The following is an 18,464-nucleotide window of genomic DNA, read 5'->3' as shown; positions in this document are numbered from 1 at the left end:
ATATGAAATGCAAACAACTTCTCAAGATGCCTAAGGAAGATGGCTGGGTGGAAAAAACGCAAAAGGGAAGCCATCTTCAACTTGTGAACCCGGAAAAGCCTGGAAAAGTAACCGTCCCCATTCACAGTGGGGAGATTCCAATAGGAACCTTAAATTCCATCCTAAAACAAGCGGGGCTTAAATAGCCCCTCCCTTGTTTTGGATAAGAAATTGTAAAACATATAGATAATTCTAAAGAAATGGAAACTGTAAAATTAGTAATCGAACGACAGGGCGGCAAAGAACTGTGGGGGAGAGTCAATTACAATGACAACCTAATCACAGATCATGCAAATACAGTCCCTGAATTGGAAGCAAAAATAAAGACCTTACTTAGGGACTTTGAGGATGTTGATCCTGATACCGTGGAGTTTGTCTACTTATTTGATGTATATGCGCTATTTCAGCGATTTGATTTCTTGAAAATATCCACTGTGGCCAAACATGCAGGAATGAACCCTGGTTTACTTCGCCAATATGTCTCTGGGGCGAAAAACCCATCAAAGGAACAGGCTAAGAGAATCGAGGACACCCTTCACCGGTTGGCTTTGGAACTTCAAGAAGCTAATATATTAGTAGCATAATTTAAAGCCCTCAACAGAGGGCTTTTTCTTTTTACAACTTAAACCTCAATGTCCGATCATAGTTCTCATTCACATACTGCGAAAGCTCATCGGCCACTACTTCCGTGTATAGCTCTCCGAGATGATACCGCATGTGGGCGAGGCCTTTAGGCCAGTTCTTTTTCTTCCGGCCAGAACCGATTAGCCTGGTTGCATCCACATCCTCCAGACTGATCCCCGAAAAGTCATGCTGTTCATCAGTTCACCGGTAACACCAATCTTGAGTTTCCTGAATCGTTCTTGAAACTGCTTATCGGCCACCTTGGGAAATTCCTTGGCCAGCGCCCGTATATTGCGTACAAGTTAAGCCTGGTGATTTAGTTTCATCAGGTTTTTTTTGGCACTTTTTGGTTTGTCCATTTTTTGATTATACGCTTTATTGCCAGTAGGTTTTATTTCTCACGGAACACACAGAATTCCCAGAATGAAATAAGGCTTTTCTGAGATTTCCATGTTTTCTGTGAGCACCTATTTAATTTCCCTGTGATTACTGGTATCATTGTGGATAATCATATTCCATTTTTTAAAATATAATCAATCAACTAAAATCAGACTAGGCAATAACGATTCCTAAAGCATAAACAGGACTTTAAGGGGGTTCACCATAGTTTCGTAAAAGTTTGGTCTACAAAATAGTGTTGAAGGCAGAAAATGGAAAAAAAATCCCTAAAAACCTTATAAAACATAGTATTTTTACTACATTTGAACATGTCAAACAACAGCCCAACAGATGAAAAGGCACAAGACAAAGGAGGTCATCAAAATGCTGCTGGCAGACGGGTGGTACCTTCACAGTCAGGTGGGGAGCCACAGACAGTTCAAGCATCCCACCCAAAAAGGAAGGGGCACGGTAAACGGGAAACCGAATGACACGGTCCCTCAAATGATTCTCAATAGCATTTGGAAACAAGCAGGGTGGAGATAAGCTCTCTTGCTTTTCTAAGGATATAAATCGTAAATCATAATATCATGGAACCGGTAAAAGTAATCATCTCATGGCAGGACAATTACGGTGCGCACAGTAAAGAAGTACCAGGATGCATCGCCACCCATAAAACACTGGAAGGAGTCAAAGTATCATATGCCTCCGCTCTTGAATATCACCTACAGGGCATGCGTGAAGACGGGGACAAAATCCCCGAAAAACTTCAGCGGATATACACCCTTGAATTTGAACTAGACACTCAGGCTCTGCTCAAATCTCTGGACGGTAAACTTACCCGAGCGGCACTATCCAGAGCCACGGGGATCAACGAAAGACAGCTCGGCCACTATTTGACAGGAAGAGTAACGCCACGGCCAGCGAATAGGAAAAAGGTAGTAGACGGCATCCATAAACTTGGTGAAGAATTGCTTAATGTTGTGTAGTTTTTCTTTGACAGCTTGATTGCTTAACACCTAACCTCAGTAATGGTAAGTTTTTTTATAAACTTAAAACCTCAGTTCGATTATAAGAATAAGTCGAGCTCAGGTTACTTGGCTTTCCCAATTTAAGAAAAAAATCAGCGCAAATCTTAATCATCTGCGTCATCAGCGTTCCATCAGCCCCCTGCGTTTCCGCTTCCCATTCTATCGCCCGCTTATTGATGCGATCTCCTGTTGGGGAATTTTATTTTCATTTCATTTCCAATAATAAAATTAATCTTCATTTCCCTTTCTTTTAAACCTATTTATAGCTTAATTCATAGGTATTTTGGACTAATTAATCACCACCTCTATCAGTAAACGGAATAAATGAAAAGACGGAAATCACTTAAAATCATGGCCTTGGGCGCTTTGACGCCTGGAACGGGTATCCTATCACCTCTTACGGAGACCGTTCGTTTAGTAGATAAAACCACCAGCCTGCATTTTGAAAGTGATTGGCATAAATGGCCGGACATGGATTGGGTAGGCCCTGAATACTGGGGCAACCGCCTTCAAGACTGGAAAATCAAAGACGGCAATGCCATCTGTCAGGTAAATGCCTCCAACCGGACGCTTCACTGTCTAACCACCCAGGTCAAATCAGGCAAAGGCACTTTAAAAACGTCCGTGGATATAAAATTAGCGCAAGACCTCCCTCCTGCCGATGACAATTATATCGGCATCCGACTGGGGGTAAAAGGGAAGTTCGATGATTACCGTTCGGCCGCAGTTCATGGCAAGGGCACGGACATCGCCATTACCACTTCAGGTAAGCTTAAAATAAAAGATGAGTTTTTCGCCATCAACAAAAACTTGCTATCGGATTGGATCACCTTACAAATAGAGGTCACCGATGGCACCAAAAGCAAGGTAACCTTGACATCTAAAGGGAATGCCCAAGAAGTCGCCCTTCCTGAAAAAACCATCTCCCCCGCCAACGTAGCGGGGAACATCGCCTTAGTATCGTCCATTAAAGACACGGGTAATGAAGCGGACTTTTCTGCGGACTTTTCCAATTGGAAAATGACAGGGTCAAAACTCACCTCCAGTAGTGCCCATGAATACGGCCCCATTTGCTTTGCGCAGTATACCTTGCATAAGGGAATCCTAAAACTCACTGGGCAGTTGGCCCCCGTCGAACAGGTTCAAGGACATGTGGTATCCTTGCAGTTGAAAATGGACGGTCACTGGAAAGATGTAGGCACCTCCCCCATCGATCCGCTGTCAAGGACAGTTCATTTTCGCCATGAGCAGTGGCACCATAAAACCGCTATTCCTTACCGAATAACATTAATGCTTCCACTCAAGGACCACCAGCAAGAATACCATTATGAAGGAAGCATCACCCCACTGCCTAAGGAGCAACAACAAGTAAAAGCAGCTGTTTTTAGCTGTAATTGCGACTATGGATTCCCGGATAGTGAAGTTCCCGAATATGTAGATCACCATCATCCCGATCTGGCATTTTTCGTAGGTGACCAATTTTATGAAAGCACAGGAGGCTTTGGCATCCAAAAATCCCCTGTGGACAAGGCAGCGCTGGATTACCTTCGCAAGTGGATGATGTTTGGCTGGTCCTATCGGGATATATACCGCCACATCCCCTGCGCCATCATTCCTGATGACCATGATGTCTATCATGGCAATATCTGGGGAGAAGCCGGTAAAGCCGCCGATATCTCCAAGGGCTGGGGTGCTCCTGCCCAGGACTCTGGTGGTTATAAAATGGAGCCCCGCTGGGTCAATATGGTACAAAAATGCCAAACATCACACCTCCCCGATCCTTATGACGCCACCCCTGTCCAGCACGGCATTGAAGTGTACTATACGGACTGGGTTTTTGGAGGGATCAGCTTTGCCATTTTGGAGGACAGAAAATGGAAATCGGCCCCCAAACACGTCCTTCCCGAAGAAGCAGACATCTGGAATGGCTGGATCAGAAATCCTGATTTTGACATTAAAAAACACCGGGTCAAAGACGCAAAACTACTTGGTGACCGACAATTGACCTTCCTGGACCACTGGGCTGGCGATTGGTCAGGAGAGGTACAGATGAAAGCACTCGTGAGTCAGACGATCTTCAACACGGTCTCCACGTTACCGGCCGAGGCAGTAGATGATTCTGTAGTCCCTAAAATGGAAATCCCTCAACTGGGCGAATATGTAACCGGAGATAAAATCAACGGAGATATGGACAGCAATGGCTGGCCACAAGTAGGCAGGGACAAAGCCATCGAAAAGATCAGAAAGTGCTTTGCCTTTCACATAGCCGGAGATCAGCACCTCGCCAGTTTTACGCAATATGGTGTGGATGAATACGGTGATAGTGGTTTTGCTTTTGCAGGGCCCGCACTCAACAATATATGGCCAAGAAGATGGTGGCCGCCTGTCGCTAACCCACAAGAATATTCGTTGGACAATCCCCTCTATAATGGAAATCATGAAGACGGATTCGGCAATAAAATGACCGTAAAAGCCGTAGCCAATCCAAGAAAAACAGGTAGGGAACCGGCCATCGTCTATGACCGGGCAACAGGCTACGGCATCGTTACCTTTGACAAAAAAGCCCGAACCATCACTACAGAATGCTGGCCAAAATACGTGAATCCATCCCAATACCCAGATGGCCAATATGCAGGGTGGCCAATCACCGTACGACAAGAGGACAACTACGGCAAAAAGGCGGTCGCTTGGCTACCTGAGGTAAAGGTCAATGGCATGACCAACCCTATCTTAGAGGTGATCGATGAAGCTACAGGGGAAAGCGCCTATAGCATTTCACTAAGAGGAAACACCTTTACACCAAAGGTCTTTAAAAAAGGGACATTTACCGTACGGGTCATAGATGGCGACACTGGAAACACCAGGGAAAAGAAAGGCATCAAAGCCACCTCAATTCCCAAAGGAACATTAATGCTTAGCTAATAAACAAAACCCGCAGTCTAAAATCGGTTGCGGGTTTATTTTTTTTTGTATTCATGCAGGTATTCCGCTACATTCACCGTCTCAACAGTTATCTCTCATGACCATATCTACTTTTTCTGACATTGAGCTCACCTACGTCGTCCCTGTTTATATAGAGAACAAAGAGGCGCAGATCATAGAAAAATTCATTTCCAAATATGAGGAATATGACCATGAGGTATTGAGAAAAATTCATTTCGTTTTAGTTGATGATTGCTCCCCAATAAAGTTGGAGATCATTTCCTCCAAACTTAATATTACGATAGCCCGCATTTCTGATGATATCCCTTGGAATCAAGGTGGTGCCAGAAACCTAGGTGTCCTCTTATCCAAATCAGCGAAGCTGTTACTTACAGACCTCGACCATTCTTTTCCAGAAGAGACGTTGCGTCATTTGATTGCGCACCCTATTCCCAAACATATTTACAATTTCAGAAGATATAAAAACGGAAAACCCCACCACCCACACCCAAACACCTTCTTTTGCAGCAAATCCACTTTTTACAAATCCCTTGGTGTGGACGAGCAGTTTTGTGGCCATTATGGTTATGAAGACATTTATTTCATGGAACTACAAAAGGCCCTAAAAACCAAGTTCAAGACTTTTAGACGTCATTATGTATCTGTGAGAGAGCATAAGGAGATTGAAGGAGAGTCCCACCATAATCTGGTAAGGGACACTAAGGTAAATGAGGCCCTGCTAACGCAAAAAAGAGCTTTCCTCAAAACCAAAAAGCCACTGCAAGGCCACAGTAGGATAACCTTAAACTTCAATTGGAAGATTATAAAGGAACAGTCTGTAGGGTAAGGAAATGGACTTAAATGATTTCTCTTCAAAACACCAAATGCATTTACCTTGGCTAGCAGCCCAAAAAATGCCTGACATCTTTTAAACCCGGAATATGCATTAGCCTATCTGTTGCGACCTGAAACTGCTTCAAAATCAGCCGTTTCACTTTAGTTTTCGGCATAACCGTAGCGGTGCTACGCTAATGCCTCCAAACTAACTGATTTTCTTGCAATTTCAGCTCTCACTACGATTCCTAATGCATAATCCGGGTTAAAATTGCATAGATTTATAATTTTACTCAAGCCAATTATCCGTTCCGGTAACTTGTGGCACTTTTTAGTTTAACTTAAATGTAAATTCGAAAAGGTGAAGCTAGCTGGTCCTTTACTCCAAGCTGGTACACTTCGAAGTTTTTAGGATCCCAACACGTTATTCCATGAAAATCACACCTAAAAAGTCAAGATGGATACTGTCCTTAGTTTTGGCATTATACTGGCCTTTACTGGCCCAGGCCCAAACTTTCGAAGACAAGATCGCAGATGTGATCAGTTGGGTAGCACTTATCGTAGCTCCTATTGTAGGAATCGGCGCCTTCCTTATGGTGCATGTCCTTCCAGAAAAAATTGCTGAGAAACGACAGCACCCCCAAGCCCAGGCAATCAAGACACTTTGTATCCTATCACTGTTCTTCGGAGGGGTACTATGGCCATTGGCTTGGTTATGGGCTTATTCCATGCCTGTTTTCTACAAAATGGCCTATGGCACGGACAAGGGTGATTATCATGAAGAGACATTAAAGGAATTTAATCAAAGTAAAAATAAAGATCAGGGCAAACCCTGAATGTCGCACACAAACCATTATCTCCTGTAAATCCAACTTCTACTTTTGACCAATGGAAATATTATTACTGCTTATATATGCCAGTATTGTCTGGTTGATATTTTTCAAGTTAAAACTCCTGCCTTGGAACACTGTTTCCCAGGTTATTGTCATTACCATACCTGTGGTGGCGCTCACCCTGCTCATTCTTTTTCTCAACCTAATGGCCCCCTCTTCCCATGATGTCCGGGTGATGAACTATAATGTAGAAGTGGTACCAAGGGTGACCGGATTAGTGGTGGACGTACCTGTAGCACCCAATGAACATGTAAAGAAAGGCGATACGCTTTTCCGAATAGACCCTACCCCATTTCAGCTAAAAGTAAACACCTTGGAAGCCAAACTTCCGGGATTAGAGGCCAATTTGGTCAGTGCAGAGGCTTTCGATCGGGAGTTAGAGTCCCAAATCACCACCGCCAATAACCACATCAGGGTCATCAACACCCAAATAGAGCTGGCCTTAAAACGCTTGGACCAAACCCGTGAATTGGCCCAAAGTGGTGCAGGGACCAGGTTTGATTATGAAGACGCAGAAACCAACCTCAAAAATTTAGAAGCTCAGCTGGCAGTGGCCGAATCTGAGAAATCCCAAATCATCCAAAAACTCTCCGCCCAGTCTGATGAAGGTGAATTGGCCGAAATATCGGAAGCACGAGCAGCGCTTGAACAGGCCAAATCTGACCTGGCACTAGCAAGGTGGGAACTGGATCAGACCGTTTACCGTGCTCCGGCCAATGGAAGGGTAGTCAATCTACAATTGAGGACTGGCGCTATGGCTGTCCAGTTTCCCATCAAACCAGTGATGACATTTGTAGAGGACGAACAATGGGTCGTGGCCCTTTATGCACAGAATGAACTAAGAATGGTCGAAGAGGGCAACGAAGCGGAAATCGCCCTTCGCACCCACCCCAACAGGATCATCAGGTGTACCGTGGATCACATCGTCTGGGCCAACGCACAAGGACAACTGACCGCCTCAGGCCGGATTCCCGATACCCGTGAGCAAGGACATCACGAAGGAAAGTTCGCCGTGAGGCTTACTATAAATGATGATGAGGATATATTCCTTGCCCCAGGAGCTATCGGACAAGGAGCTATTTATACCGAGCATGGAAAGTTGATCCACTTGATCCGGAAGGTGATCATCCGTGTGGGCACGAAGCTGGATTGGCTGATCCTCAAACTGCATTGATAAGATGAAGCAATCATTATTCTCTTTCATATGTCTCCTTTTGCTGTTGCTGGGATTAATCCCCATCTCGTGCAAAGTAAAATCTCCTCCTTCCACCGAAGAGCTACAAGAACAGGCATTTGCACATTTCATACTTCCTTCCACTTGGCAAGAGGCCCAAGAAGGACAGTCAGACTCCACAGAATTTACGGAAAATTGGTTAACAGAATTCTCAGACCCCATCTTGGACACCTTGGTCAAAGAGGCCTTGGTCTATAATAATGATCTAAAAATCAGTGAGTCAAGACTTGCCCAAGCACAAGGCTATGTGAAAATGGCCCAAGGAGCATTAAGACCTGCCCTTAATATCTTGGCCAGGGAAAACAGTAAGCTGGGAGGGAGTTTCGCTGGTGGGCTGAATGGGGGTGTTTTTTCGGCTTCATGGGAACTGGACATATGGGGAAAACTCAGAAACACCAAACAGGCACAAGTAGAAGAATATGAAGCTTTGGGAATGGAAGTCAGTTTTGCAAGGCTCTCTTTGGCCGCTGCGGTAGTAAGAAACTACTACCTGGCCACTGAATTATTCCTTGAAATGAAACTCGCCGAGGAGATGGTGGCGCTCTCAACCACCCTTGTGGAAGTAGCCAAAAAGCGATTTGAAGTAGGCATAGGAAACGAAAAAGACTTGGCAGTAGCCCAAGCAAACCTTAGTGGCGCAAAAGATGGACGTCAGCTGCTGAAATTGACACATCATAATCAATTAAGGGCATTGGAGCTGATATTGGGCAGATATCCCCAAGCAGAGGTAGCCGTTTCAGCCTCCTTGCTGAAAATAAACAGCACTATTCCAGCTGGCATTCCCTTGCAGTTGCTGGAGCGCAGGCCGGATGTACTGGCAGCGCAGCATCGCTTCAATGCCAGCTTTCACCGGGTCAGGTCTGCCAAGGCCGCAAGACTCCCCCAACTGAGCCTAACAGGTAACTTTGGCGCCATCAACAGTCAAGTTGTTTCCTTGGTACCGGAATTTTCCAATCCCATCAGAAGTATTGGCGGTTCTTTGATCGCTCCTATTTATCAAGGCGGAATGCTCAAAGAGAATGTAGCAATCAAAACGATGGAGCAAGAACAGGCCACCACCGCTTATGCCAAAACTGTACTCGCCGCGATCAATGACGTGGAAGTGGCCTTGGAAACAGTCCAAAACATCGATGAACGGGAAGAAATCCTCTCCCAAGAAGTCAAACATAACCAAAGGGCATTTGAGCTGGAGCAAATCGCCTATAAAGTAGGCAAATCGGACTTGCGCAATGTTACGATCCAGCAAATGGACCTTTACTCTTCCCAAATCAGCCTCCTTCGGATACAAACTGAAAAAATCCTGCAACGGGTAAATTTATACGTGGCTTTGGGCGGAGCCATGTGATCACGCCGGAAGAAACAGTTCTTTGACGAAGCTGTCTATTGCTTATTTATTAAAAATTTCCCTGAACTTCTTTACATAAGCATCTGCATATCGTTGCATGCCCAAGTCCGTAGGGTGGGTTCCATCCACAAAATCATCATTCCCCATGCCAATGTCTTCGTAAGAAAGGAAATATAACCCTTGCAGCCCAGATTCCTTCAATTCCTGAAAACAACTTTCCGTCCATGCGTTCAGGTTTGTATAGGCACTTTTCCTATCCATATCAATCCATCCATCCGAATACCCCGCATGGGCGACCAAAAGAACGGGAGTAGCTGGATGGGCTGCTTTTACTGCTTTGACAGACTGGAGGATTTTGTCCTTTACCATCTCTTCCGTAAATCCTCCCCAAGGGCCAAGATTTGGCAGGCAATCCAACACAAACACACGGGCATCGATGGCCTTTACATACGCCAACACTTCTGGTTCTAGGCGCCCATTTCCAGAAAATGCCAAATTGACCATAGGTACCCCAAGGGTCCTTCCAACGATATTGGTCCAAGCCATTCCGGGTCTACTCGCACAGGCTCCCTGGGCGATGGAGGTTCCATAAACGACGATTGGTGGCTCCTCCCTTTTGGGAATAAATGCAAAATCGTTGGTCTCCTCTACCCCAATTTTAAGATCGCTCAAACTGTTATAGAGCGGAAGATAAAGCAGGTATTCTTTGTCTCCAGCAGGATTACCTGGTGTGATGAATGAATAGCTGACACTATCCGTGGCAAAATGATACTTGCCCCTGACCCACATCCACTTTCCCGCTTCATTCTTGGCATAAAGATCCAGACCAGACACGCCTGTAGAAGGCATATGAGGCATGGATAATCTTGGCCCAGGTGTAAATTCAACCTTGATTTCACTAGCTCCAGTGGTAAACCTTAGCTGTAACCCGGCTGCATTTTGGGAAAGTCCCCAAACTGGCCCTCTGACCACTTCTCTTGCGCTATCTGGGAGCCGATTATAGGCTATATTTTCCCAGCCCTGACCCTCCACCACCGTAAAATCTCCTGACAAAGGATCATGCCAAGTTAACTCCTGGGCCTTTAAAGAAGAGTGGGCAAGTCCAAAAACCAAAAAGACCACCACCAATTTTGCCATATCTATCATTGCTGCGTGTAATTTTTAAAAGGTTCAAAACAAAGGGCAAAATCAAGATATTTAGAGAAATCCGCAAGAAGTTACTTCTATTTCCCCAAGACTGTCTCCATAAAACCCCACTGGTCAAATGCTGGCTCTTTATGTTCCTTTTTTGCAATGGCATCGAGTTTTTTAACGATAGCTGGGTTTGCTGCAGCTATATCATTGGTCTCATTGACATCATTTTCCAAATCATACAACTCCCATGCAGCATCAGGTTCTTTCTTCAGTCCTGTTTTGACGCCTTTCCACTTGCCCATCCGAATAGCCAATTGTCCTCCTTTTTCAGGATATTCAAAGTAAAGAAATTCATGAGGCTCCTGATTAACTATATCACCCGAAAGGGCCGGCAAGAAGGAAACACCATCCGTCATTTTGGGAGCTTCTGTCCCAACAAGATCTGCTAATGTAGCCATCACATCGTACTGGGCCGAGACATGATCGGTTTTGCTGTTTGCAGGCACTTTCCCTGGCCATCTAGCTATCATCGGCATACGAACTCCTCCTTCATAGACGTCCATTTTGAGCCCTCTTAATCCTGCAGTACTATTAAAATAGGGTGCGTCCACTCCCCCGTTAAAGGTAGGTCCGTTATCACTGGTAAATATCACCAAAGTATTTTCATCCAGCCCTTCAGCCTTTAACAAGTGAAGGATCTTTCCTACCTCTTGGTCCAAATAGCTGATCATCGCAGCATAGGCAGATTTTGGAAACTCATGGGGCGCATAGCCTTGCTGACCTAAATAGGGTTCCTCTTCAAACTTGCCCAGATAGGGATCCAAAGCGGCATCAGGCACCTGAAGGGAAACATGGGGAATGGTGTAAGGTAAGTAAAGAAAGAAAGGTTGATCTTTATGACCCTGAATAAACTGGGTGGCCTTCTCAGTCATTTTATCCACCGCATATTCTTCTCCTTTATACGCATCAAAAAAACCTTCATCTCCATATTTCAAACCACTTTTTGCAAAGTTGGTCATTGCTTGTGCGTTGGCTTTATTTCCCCGGTCGGAAGGAGCATGGACAAAAATATATGGGTTGGCCAAGCTGTCCCATTGGTCATTTTCCCATAGATGGGTGGGGTAAAAATTATGTGCTTGTCGCTGATCAAGGTATCCGTAGAAGTAATCAAAGCCTTGGCGATTGGGCGCACCAGAATTACCTGTCATTCCAAGCCCCCACTTACCAATGGCGCCGGTCACATACCCAGCATCCTGAAGCATTTTGCCAATAGTAACCGTGCCCTCAGGGAGTGGTTGTTGTCCATTCTCAACCTCATCGGTAAAGCTTGCAGGCAACACAGGTTTATTTCCTCGAATATAGGCATGTCCCGTATGCAAGCCCGTCATCAACCCACAACGGGCAGGAGCACAAACTGGAGACGACGTGTAATGCTGTGTAAAAACCATCCCCTCAGCGGCCATCTTGTCCAAATTGGGAGTCTTGATCTTTTCTTGCCCGTTTACACCAACTTCACCAAACCCCATATCATCTGCATAGATATAAATAATATTGGGCTTGCTTTGCTCTTTTGTCGTCTTATTAGCAGTGGACTGGCATCCCATCATAAATAAAGATGCCACAAAACAACCGACAAAAATCTGAATTCGCATAGTAGTTCACTTTTAGTTACAACATTAAAAATAACGAATCAAAACAAATTTTCTTCGTTTTATTACAAAAATATAAACAGGATATAACTCAAAGAAAGAACCAAACCAGCAAAATAATTGGGAAGATTACATTATCATGTTGATTGGGTTGTGGGCTATTTGATGAGGCGATTCTATGCCTGAAAGGTAATTTAGCTGATTATTTACCCGAATAATCGACCTTTCTAGGAGTTAAGTAGCGCATAGGGGGTTTTCAAATCCCCATTATCTCGGTTCGGAATCACAAATCCCGAACAGCAACGATGGAGGTGACTCCCTTTCCTTTTGTTATACAAATTGGCTTTTCCAGGTTAAGCAAAAAATCAGCGCAAATTCATCATCATCTGCGTCATCAGCGTTCCATCAGCCCCTCAGCTTTTCCGCTTGATCCAAACAAAAGTATTTGTGGTAGCTGGTGTGTCCTTAGCAGCCTATAAAACGAAAAAAAGCTATGAAAACAATCTCATAGCTTTAGTCAATTAACAATAAACCCAAAATAACCTGCTGTAGGAGAAGGACTCGAACCTCCACGGGGCAGTTAGGCAAAACACGAGCTCGATATTTGCTTTATCCCAGATCCCCACCCCCGAGACAGGGGGGCATGTCTGCCAATTTCATCACCCTACAGTATCTAAAAGACCTTTTATCTTTTCCTTATGATACAAAGTTAACAACAGCGGCTATAAATTCAAATTATATTAAAAATTTTTATCATTTTTTACATTATTTTTAATTAATATCGACAAAACCAACAAAATAAATAATTCAACTTGATAAACAAGGGATATATTTAGCAAATAATCAACCGCAAAACCAAGACAAAACGAAGAGGCCCTGAAACCAAAAGCTCCAGGACCTCTATCACTGTTTCAACCAATTACAATGTTTTCTGACTAGTTGACATCCCAGAAGATAGGTACATCTACCCTATCCTCAGCTGCTACTTCGTTGTAATTCTCGGTATTGAGTGTCCTTTCTGTTTCTGGATAGAACAGTCTCATAGGTGGCAAAGAAGACTGATTAGAACTCGGGTCTTCCACAAACTCCAATGCGGGGTAACCTGTTCTCCTGAATTCTGCCCAAGCGTGATAGGCATACATCAAACCGTGGTTTAACCATTGTTGTGTACCGATTTTTGCCAACTTCTCATCCGTCGCTCCAGTATAAGCGATCAGTTCACTGCTTAAGAAATCTTCTATTTCTGCAGCGGTAGGTTTTACTTCCGGTATAAAGTTGGTACCGTCCGCATTGTCATTCAGCTCATTGATATGAAACAGGAATTCAATGGATTGACGTACACCTGTTTCATAAGCTTCCGCAGCATCTCCTCCTATAGCCCACCTTTCAGCGGCTTCCGCTTTGAACAAACTGACTTCGGCCGCAGTAATAATGATACCAGGGAATTTGTCATTTCTACTATAGGTGGCAGTATCCAATCGAGAGAAATACTCTACTTGTGTGGAATCAGTCACCCTACTTCCTGCCCAATCATTTGGCACTCCCACGTAGTCGCCATTTTTATTTTCAGCAAACATCACCCTTAAGCGAGGATCTTCACTTGGCACCATCAAATCATTCACCATATAACCTGGCGCAGTAAGCCCAATGGTGGCATCCTTGATCCCCCCGCCGTGGTGGGTAAGTAGGGAGTTTAATTGCTCTCCCCTAGCGACGAATTGTACTGTCTCGTCCACATTGGAAACCACCGGATATGTACCAGGGTTATTCAATATCTCGCCGACTACTGCTTGTGCTTTGGCTTCATCGTAGTAAGAAATCCTCATGGCCAACCTCAACCGTAGGGAATTGGCATAAATCTTCCATTTTTCTATATCTCCTTGGTTCAGGATATCGGCATTGTCAAAAGCTGCCTTGTAAAAACCAACCGGTTCATAGGAATTGAGGAAATCAGCGATACTTTTCAAATCATCTATCATGGTAGTATAGATATCCTCAGCCTTGTCATATTTTGGTCTTACGATATCCCCTCCGGTAGTGATCAGTCCACCTGCTTCGCTGAAAGGAATGTCCCCCCAGATGTCTACCATTTGCGAAGTCTGGTCATACAAATGGACTTTTCCAGTTTCCATAAAGAGACGGAATTGTTCTTTTTTCTCTGCATCCTCTATCGCATTGTAATGGTTTTCCATTTCCCGGTAATTGGAAATAAAAGCGGAGTAATAATAATCCCACCTGTCCTGATTATACGCTGTGGCCTGCTCATAGAGCTTTTGACCATTGGTATAGCCATTGGTCTGTGAATAGGTGCCCAGCATCGGAATTTGGAATGTAAAAAGATTCCAATATCTAGGGAAAGTGGTATTTCTATTCTCTAAGTTGTCATTGTACAACAAGCCTGTGTACAGCTTTTCAACACTTGCTGTGACAGATTTCTCTGGGTCGTAGTAATTGTCCTCAAAATCCGCCTCTGTACAGCTCATCACTCCTAAAGAAGCCAAGAGTGAGAAGCCTATATATCTTAAGTTAATTTTCATATTTTTATCGCGTTTTTGTGAAATAGGGATTAGAAAGAAGCTCTGATGGAAAATCCGTACGAGCGGGATGCCGCGCCACCATTTCCAATACCACCTCTAGTGAGGTAATTGGTACCTACTGCTGCTTCGGGATCCAAATGAGGAAGTGACTTGTAGATGTAAAACAAGTTTCTGCCATAGCCCGAAACTGTCAGGTTTTGGATTTTGAATTTGCTCACTGCCACCTTAGGGAAGGTATAAGAAAGGACCAATTCACGTAGTTTGATATAATTGTTATCAAACACCGCTGACTCATAAGTACCATTCAGGCCAGAACCTGGATAGGAGCCCCAATAGTAGGTGTTCAGATAATAATTTGGCGCATCGACGATAGTGCTATTCGGCTCTCCTTCAGCCGTAACTCCGTCCATGACCATCCCATCGTGATAGATGGACTCACCATTTGGCCCCTGGGACATTCCTTCTGCACTAACGAATTCTCCGTCTGCGTTTTCATAATAAGGCAATCCACCGTATGCTTCACTTCTGCCAAAAAGGGTTTCTTCAAGCATCCCTGCACTTCTCATGTATTGGATAGAAGGTGAATAAACTTGTCCGCCCCACTTGTAATCGATAACTGCGTTTAGGTTAAAGTTTTTGTATCCAACATTATTTATAAAACCACCGGCTGCTTTTGGCTGCACATTGCCAAGTTTTACCAAGTTGTCATAATCTGGGATATAAAATCCATCATCTCCTACCAATAACTTGCCATTTTCGTCTCTGGACAGGGTATATCCTAAGATATCACCTGCTGGCTGACCAATTTGAGAGACGATCTGCAGAGACCCATTATCCGGGCGGCTATGGATCAATGTTTCCAATCCGGGCATCAAAGTTGTCACTTGGTTTCTATTGAACCCTGTATTAAACTGAATATCCCACATCCAATCTTCCGTCTGCACTGGCGTGGCGGAAAGACCAACTTCCAATCCATAGTTTTTCATGTTCCCCACATTTGACAAGATCGTGTTGGCACCTGTTGATGAAGGCACTTGTAGTGGAAGGATCATGTCCTTGATAGTATTTTGATAGTACGTCAAGTTCAACCCCAATCGATTGTTAGCAAACTTATTTTCCCAACCAATCTCTGCCTCATGCTTCAGCTCATTCTGAAGGCCATTGTTACCATACTGTTCCAATGGATAAAGCGCTGGCCTTCCGTCAATGCTCGCCGCATTGTAAACCACGTTGGCCTGATAGGCTGGGGCAGGATTTCCTACCACACCGTAAGAACTCCTGATCTTACTGTAAGTGATAAACTCAGGAAGTGAAGCCACTTTGCTTAATTCAAAAGCTGCACTTACAGATGGATAAAGGAATTTGTTATTATCATAATATAGCGTTGAAGTCCTTTCTTGCCTTAACGAGGTCTCGATAAACAAATAATCCTTTATATCCAATGAGGCCATGGCAAAGAGTCCGTCTTTCACCAAATAAGACCGGGTAGAATACCCTCGCGGATTTTGTCTGGACGCATTCATGCTGAACCAGTTTTCCTCAGTCAGTCCACCTTGCGTGTTTTGCGAAGTATATCGGTAGTTTTCTTCCCTAGCTTGATAACCTGCTCTCAGGTTAAGGTCATACCCATTGCCCAAGGATGCATTATAACTGACTAAGACATCTCCATAGAAGATCCGATATTGGTCTTGGCTAGTACCATAGGCACCTGAATTATCTACAGATAATGGCACTGTATTAGGCTCCTTATTTTCTGTGGCATAACCTGTATAATCTGTCCCTACACGACCTCTTACGGTCAGGTTATCCAAAATGTCATAGGTAACTGTCATGGCCCCCATCAGGCGATTGGTGTTTTCAGTAAATTGACGTGCTCTTTGCGTCCAATAATAATCCATATAAGGTGTTCCGGAAGTATTTAAAGCAAATGCTTCGCTTAGATCATACAAATTCCCATTAGCCGGAATATATTTATAACCTTTGCTGGTCTGATATTTTTCTTCAAACCACCTGATATCTGTAGCTGGATTAAGGAATCCACTGTAGTTATTGCTCATTCGATCCACCATCCATGGACGGTTGGTCACTTTCTCACTAATATAGGTCGCTACCAGGTCCACATTTACTTTTGGAGCCACTTGATACTTAGAGTTTAGGTTAAAGGTGTTTTTATTCTGCTCACCACCTTCCATCACACCTTTATAGTCATTTCGTGTGTAAGAAAGTCTGTAGTTTGATTTCTCTGTACCGTTAGATATGGCTACGTTATAGATCCCGCTGTGTCCTGTTCTGTAAAAGTTCCTCATGTTATCTTCATAAGCCACATAAGGCCTGATCTGGCCATCCCAGAAATACACATCTCTACCGTCCATTTCAGGTCCAAATTGCCCCCATGCATTGAATAAAGGAGACTGTACGGTTTGGCCATTCACTTCTCTCTCTACCCATCCATTTTCATCTGCACCCTGTGACATATTGGACGCACGGTCATATCCAGGTCCGAATACATTCTGGACATCAGGCAATACACCTACTTTTTCTACACCATAGGACACATTAAAGTCTAATCCAAAACCATTGGATTTGCCACCATCCTTAGTGGTAATTACGATCACGCCAGCGGCAGCATCGGATCCGTACAGTGCAGATGCCGCAGCGCCTTTTAGTATATTGATGCTCTCGATATTTTCAGGGTTAATGTCCAAAATACCGTTGCCCTTAATCCTTGGGCTGCTCCAATAACCATCATTATTGGTATCACCATTTCGTGAAATCACACCATCCACGACCAATAACGGTTGCTGCTGATAACTAATGGAACTAAGCCCTCGTATCTGTACGGCCACCGCACTAGTAGCACCACCAGGATTGGTAGAAATGGTCACTCCGGGCGCCTTGGCATAAAGGGCTGAAGCCACATTAGTCGGGGAAGACTGAAGAATATCCTTGGAGTCTACTGTTGATACAGCGTACCCTAATTTTCTAGGATCTTTTTCGATACCCATGGCTCCAGTGACCACCACTTCCTGAAGGTCACTGACACTTGGAGAAAGTGTCACATCTATTTTTGTCCTCCCTCCGATCTCTTCTTGTTTGGTCTCAAAACCTACAAAAGAAAAGGTCAGCGTAGTCTTACCGGCTGGAACCTCAATAGTATAAATCCCATCCAAATCGGTAATGGTACCAAGGTTAGTATCCACCACCCTGATACTCGCTCCAGGAATCGGCTCCCCATTGTCATCGGTGATCGTTCCTGTTACGGTTCCCTGTGCCCATGCTGAAAATCCCAGCAATAAACACAGCATTGTTGTAAGTAAAAGTTTGTGCTTCATAAAATTAAAGTGATTTGCTTTGTGTTTTGTTGTTCCTTACTCTCTTCAGCTTTTCTTCCGAGATCTAAATCAGTATAGCTAACACTGATTACCCGTTTGCATTTTATGTTATGCATGTGTGTCATGAAAATCAATAAAATCTAGCTGTTAGTACGGTTATTAAAACAATTATTTAACATAATTAACTTGACTTTATTGATTTTTTTTACCTGACTAAAGTAGAAATTATAATGTTCTTTTCAAAAGAAATTTTGATAATGTTTCCGCACACAATTTATTTGTTTGCGGAAACACGACATAAAAAGACAAGCTTTTAAATTAGTGAAAATGACCTAAACATTAGTTTTGTTTAAAAATTCTTAAATGAAATTATTCCATCTCGACATAATCAAAAATCAGATCATGGAAACGTTACCGATTTCAAAAATGACAACTAATTCAATTCTGATTTCTATATTCATTATTCGATCTGTAATCGACTATCTTTACTTTCAATCGAAACCAACTAACAA

13 protein-coding genes are annotated in these 18,464 nt (G+C 43.8%); 9 read left to right on the top strand and 4 right to left on the bottom strand.

Going from position 1 to position 18,464, the window contains the following annotated elements; all coding sequences use genetic code 11:
* The first annotated feature begins 2 nt into the window (after positions 1–2).
* The 9 genes from DN752_RS20915 (at position 3) to DN752_RS20875 (ending at position 9,300) form a co-directional block, all read left to right on the top strand.
* Positions 3–185: a type II toxin-antitoxin system HicA family toxin gene (locus DN752_RS20915; protein WP_112785777.1), complete on the top strand. Its 183-nt coding sequence runs from the start codon at positions 3–5 to the stop codon at positions 183–185.
* Positions 186–239: 54 nt separating this feature from the next.
* Positions 240–623, top strand: coding sequence for a hypothetical protein (locus DN752_RS20910; protein WP_112785776.1), 384 nt, complete (start codon positions 240–242; stop codon positions 621–623).
* 769 nt (positions 624–1,392) lie between these two features.
* Positions 1,393–1,587 (top strand): type II toxin-antitoxin system HicA family toxin, encoded by a 195-nt coding sequence (locus tag DN752_RS20905; protein WP_112785775.1) that lies wholly within the window; start codon positions 1,393–1,395, stop codon positions 1,585–1,587.
* A gap of 44 nt (positions 1,588–1,631) precedes the next feature.
* Entirely contained in the window at positions 1,632–2,030 is a 399-nt protein-coding gene (locus tag DN752_RS20900) for a type II toxin-antitoxin system HicB family antitoxin (RefSeq protein WP_112785774.1), read from the top strand.
* A gap of 366 nt (positions 2,031–2,396) precedes the next feature.
* A complete protein-coding gene (locus tag DN752_RS20895) occupies positions 2,397–4,994 on the top strand; it encodes a metallophosphoesterase family protein (RefSeq protein ID WP_112785773.1) in 2,598 nt (865 codons plus the stop codon).
* Between the two features lie 97 nt (positions 4,995–5,091).
* Complete coding sequence (locus DN752_RS20890; protein WP_112785772.1) at positions 5,092–5,841, top strand: glycosyltransferase; 750 nt, start codon at positions 5,092–5,094, stop codon at positions 5,839–5,841.
* A 418-nt stretch (positions 5,842–6,259) separates the two neighbouring features.
* On the top strand, positions 6,260–6,664 hold the full coding sequence (locus DN752_RS20885) for a DUF3302 domain-containing protein (RefSeq protein ID WP_112785771.1): 405 nt from the start codon (positions 6,260–6,262) through the stop codon (positions 6,662–6,664).
* Between the two features lie 52 nt (positions 6,665–6,716).
* Positions 6,717–7,895: an HlyD family secretion protein gene (locus DN752_RS20880; protein WP_112785770.1), complete on the top strand. Its 1,179-nt coding sequence runs from the start codon at positions 6,717–6,719 to the stop codon at positions 7,893–7,895.
* Positions 7,896–7,899: 4 nt separating this feature from the next.
* The gene (locus tag DN752_RS20875; RefSeq protein WP_112785769.1) at positions 7,900–9,300 is read left to right on the top strand and encodes a TolC family protein; all 1,401 of its coding nucleotides are present in this window, start codon (positions 7,900–7,902) and stop codon (positions 9,298–9,300) included.
* A gap of 42 nt (positions 9,301–9,342) precedes the next feature.
* Here DN752_RS20875 and DN752_RS20870 read toward each other — a convergent pair whose 3' ends face one another.
* From DN752_RS20870 to DN752_RS20855, 4 genes are all read right to left on the bottom strand, one after another.
* A complete protein-coding gene (locus DN752_RS20870) occupies positions 9,343–10,446 on the bottom strand; it encodes an SGNH/GDSL hydrolase family protein (RefSeq protein ID WP_245949338.1) in 1,104 nt (367 codons plus the stop codon).
* A 77-nt stretch (positions 10,447–10,523) separates the two neighbouring features.
* On the bottom strand, positions 10,524–12,086 hold the full coding sequence (locus DN752_RS20865; RefSeq protein WP_112785768.1) for an arylsulfatase: 1,563 nt from the start codon (positions 12,084–12,086) through the stop codon (positions 10,524–10,526).
* A gap of 932 nt (positions 12,087–13,018) precedes the next feature.
* On the bottom strand, positions 13,019–14,620 hold the full coding sequence (locus tag DN752_RS20860) for a SusD/RagB family nutrient-binding outer membrane lipoprotein (RefSeq protein WP_112785767.1): 1,602 nt from the start codon (positions 14,618–14,620) through the stop codon (positions 13,019–13,021).
* A gap of 29 nt (positions 14,621–14,649) precedes the next feature.
* Positions 14,650–17,952, bottom strand: a complete 3,303-nt coding sequence (locus DN752_RS20855; RefSeq protein WP_112785766.1) for a SusC/RagA family TonB-linked outer membrane protein — start codon at positions 17,950–17,952, stop codon at positions 14,650–14,652.
* Positions 17,953–18,464: the final 512 nt, after the last annotated feature.

The organism is Echinicola strongylocentroti (assembly GCF_003260975.1).
In the GTDB taxonomy this organism is placed as follows: Bacteria; Bacteroidota; Bacteroidia; order Cytophagales; family Cyclobacteriaceae; genus Echinicola; species Echinicola strongylocentroti.
The sequence above is the reverse complement of the archived record's forward strand: the minus strand, read 5'-3'. Positions and strand labels throughout refer to the sequence as shown.

Excerpts from the sequence above, each read along its gene's own strand:
- DN752_RS20915 (WP_112785777.1), top strand. The coding sequence starts at position 3 with ATGAAATGCAAACAACTTCTCAAGATGCCTAAGGAAGATGGCTGGGTG.
- DN752_RS20910 (WP_112785776.1), top strand. The coding sequence starts at position 240 with ATGGAAACTGTAAAATTAGTAATCGAACGACAGGGCGGCAAAGAACTG.
- DN752_RS20905 (WP_112785775.1), top strand. The coding sequence starts at position 1,393 with ATGAAAAGGCACAAGACAAAGGAGGTCATCAAAATGCTGCTGGCAGAC.
- DN752_RS20900 (WP_112785774.1), top strand. The coding sequence starts at position 1,632 with ATGGAACCGGTAAAAGTAATCATCTCATGGCAGGACAATTACGGTGCG.
- DN752_RS20895 (WP_112785773.1), top strand. The coding sequence starts at position 2,397 with ATGAAAAGACGGAAATCACTTAAAATCATGGCCTTGGGCGCTTTGACG.
- DN752_RS20890 (WP_112785772.1), top strand. The coding sequence starts at position 5,092 with ATGACCATATCTACTTTTTCTGACATTGAGCTCACCTACGTCGTCCCT.
- DN752_RS20885 (WP_112785771.1), top strand. The coding sequence starts at position 6,260 with ATGAAAATCACACCTAAAAAGTCAAGATGGATACTGTCCTTAGTTTTG.
- DN752_RS20880 (WP_112785770.1), top strand. The coding sequence starts at position 6,717 with ATGGAAATATTATTACTGCTTATATATGCCAGTATTGTCTGGTTGATA.
- DN752_RS20875 (WP_112785769.1), top strand. The coding sequence starts at position 7,900 with ATGAAGCAATCATTATTCTCTTTCATATGTCTCCTTTTGCTGTTGCTG.
- DN752_RS20870 (WP_245949338.1), bottom strand. The coding sequence starts at position 10,446 with ATGATAGATATGGCAAAATTGGTGGTGGTCTTTTTGGTTTTTGGACTT.
- DN752_RS20865 (WP_112785768.1), bottom strand. The coding sequence starts at position 12,086 with ATGCGAATTCAGATTTTTGTCGGTTGTTTTGTGGCATCTTTATTTATG.
- DN752_RS20860 (WP_112785767.1), bottom strand. The coding sequence starts at position 14,620 with ATGAAAATTAACTTAAGATATATAGGCTTCTCACTCTTGGCTTCTTTA.
- DN752_RS20855 (WP_112785766.1), bottom strand. The coding sequence starts at position 17,952 with ATGAAGCACAAACTTTTACTTACAACAATGCTGTGTTTATTGCTGGGA.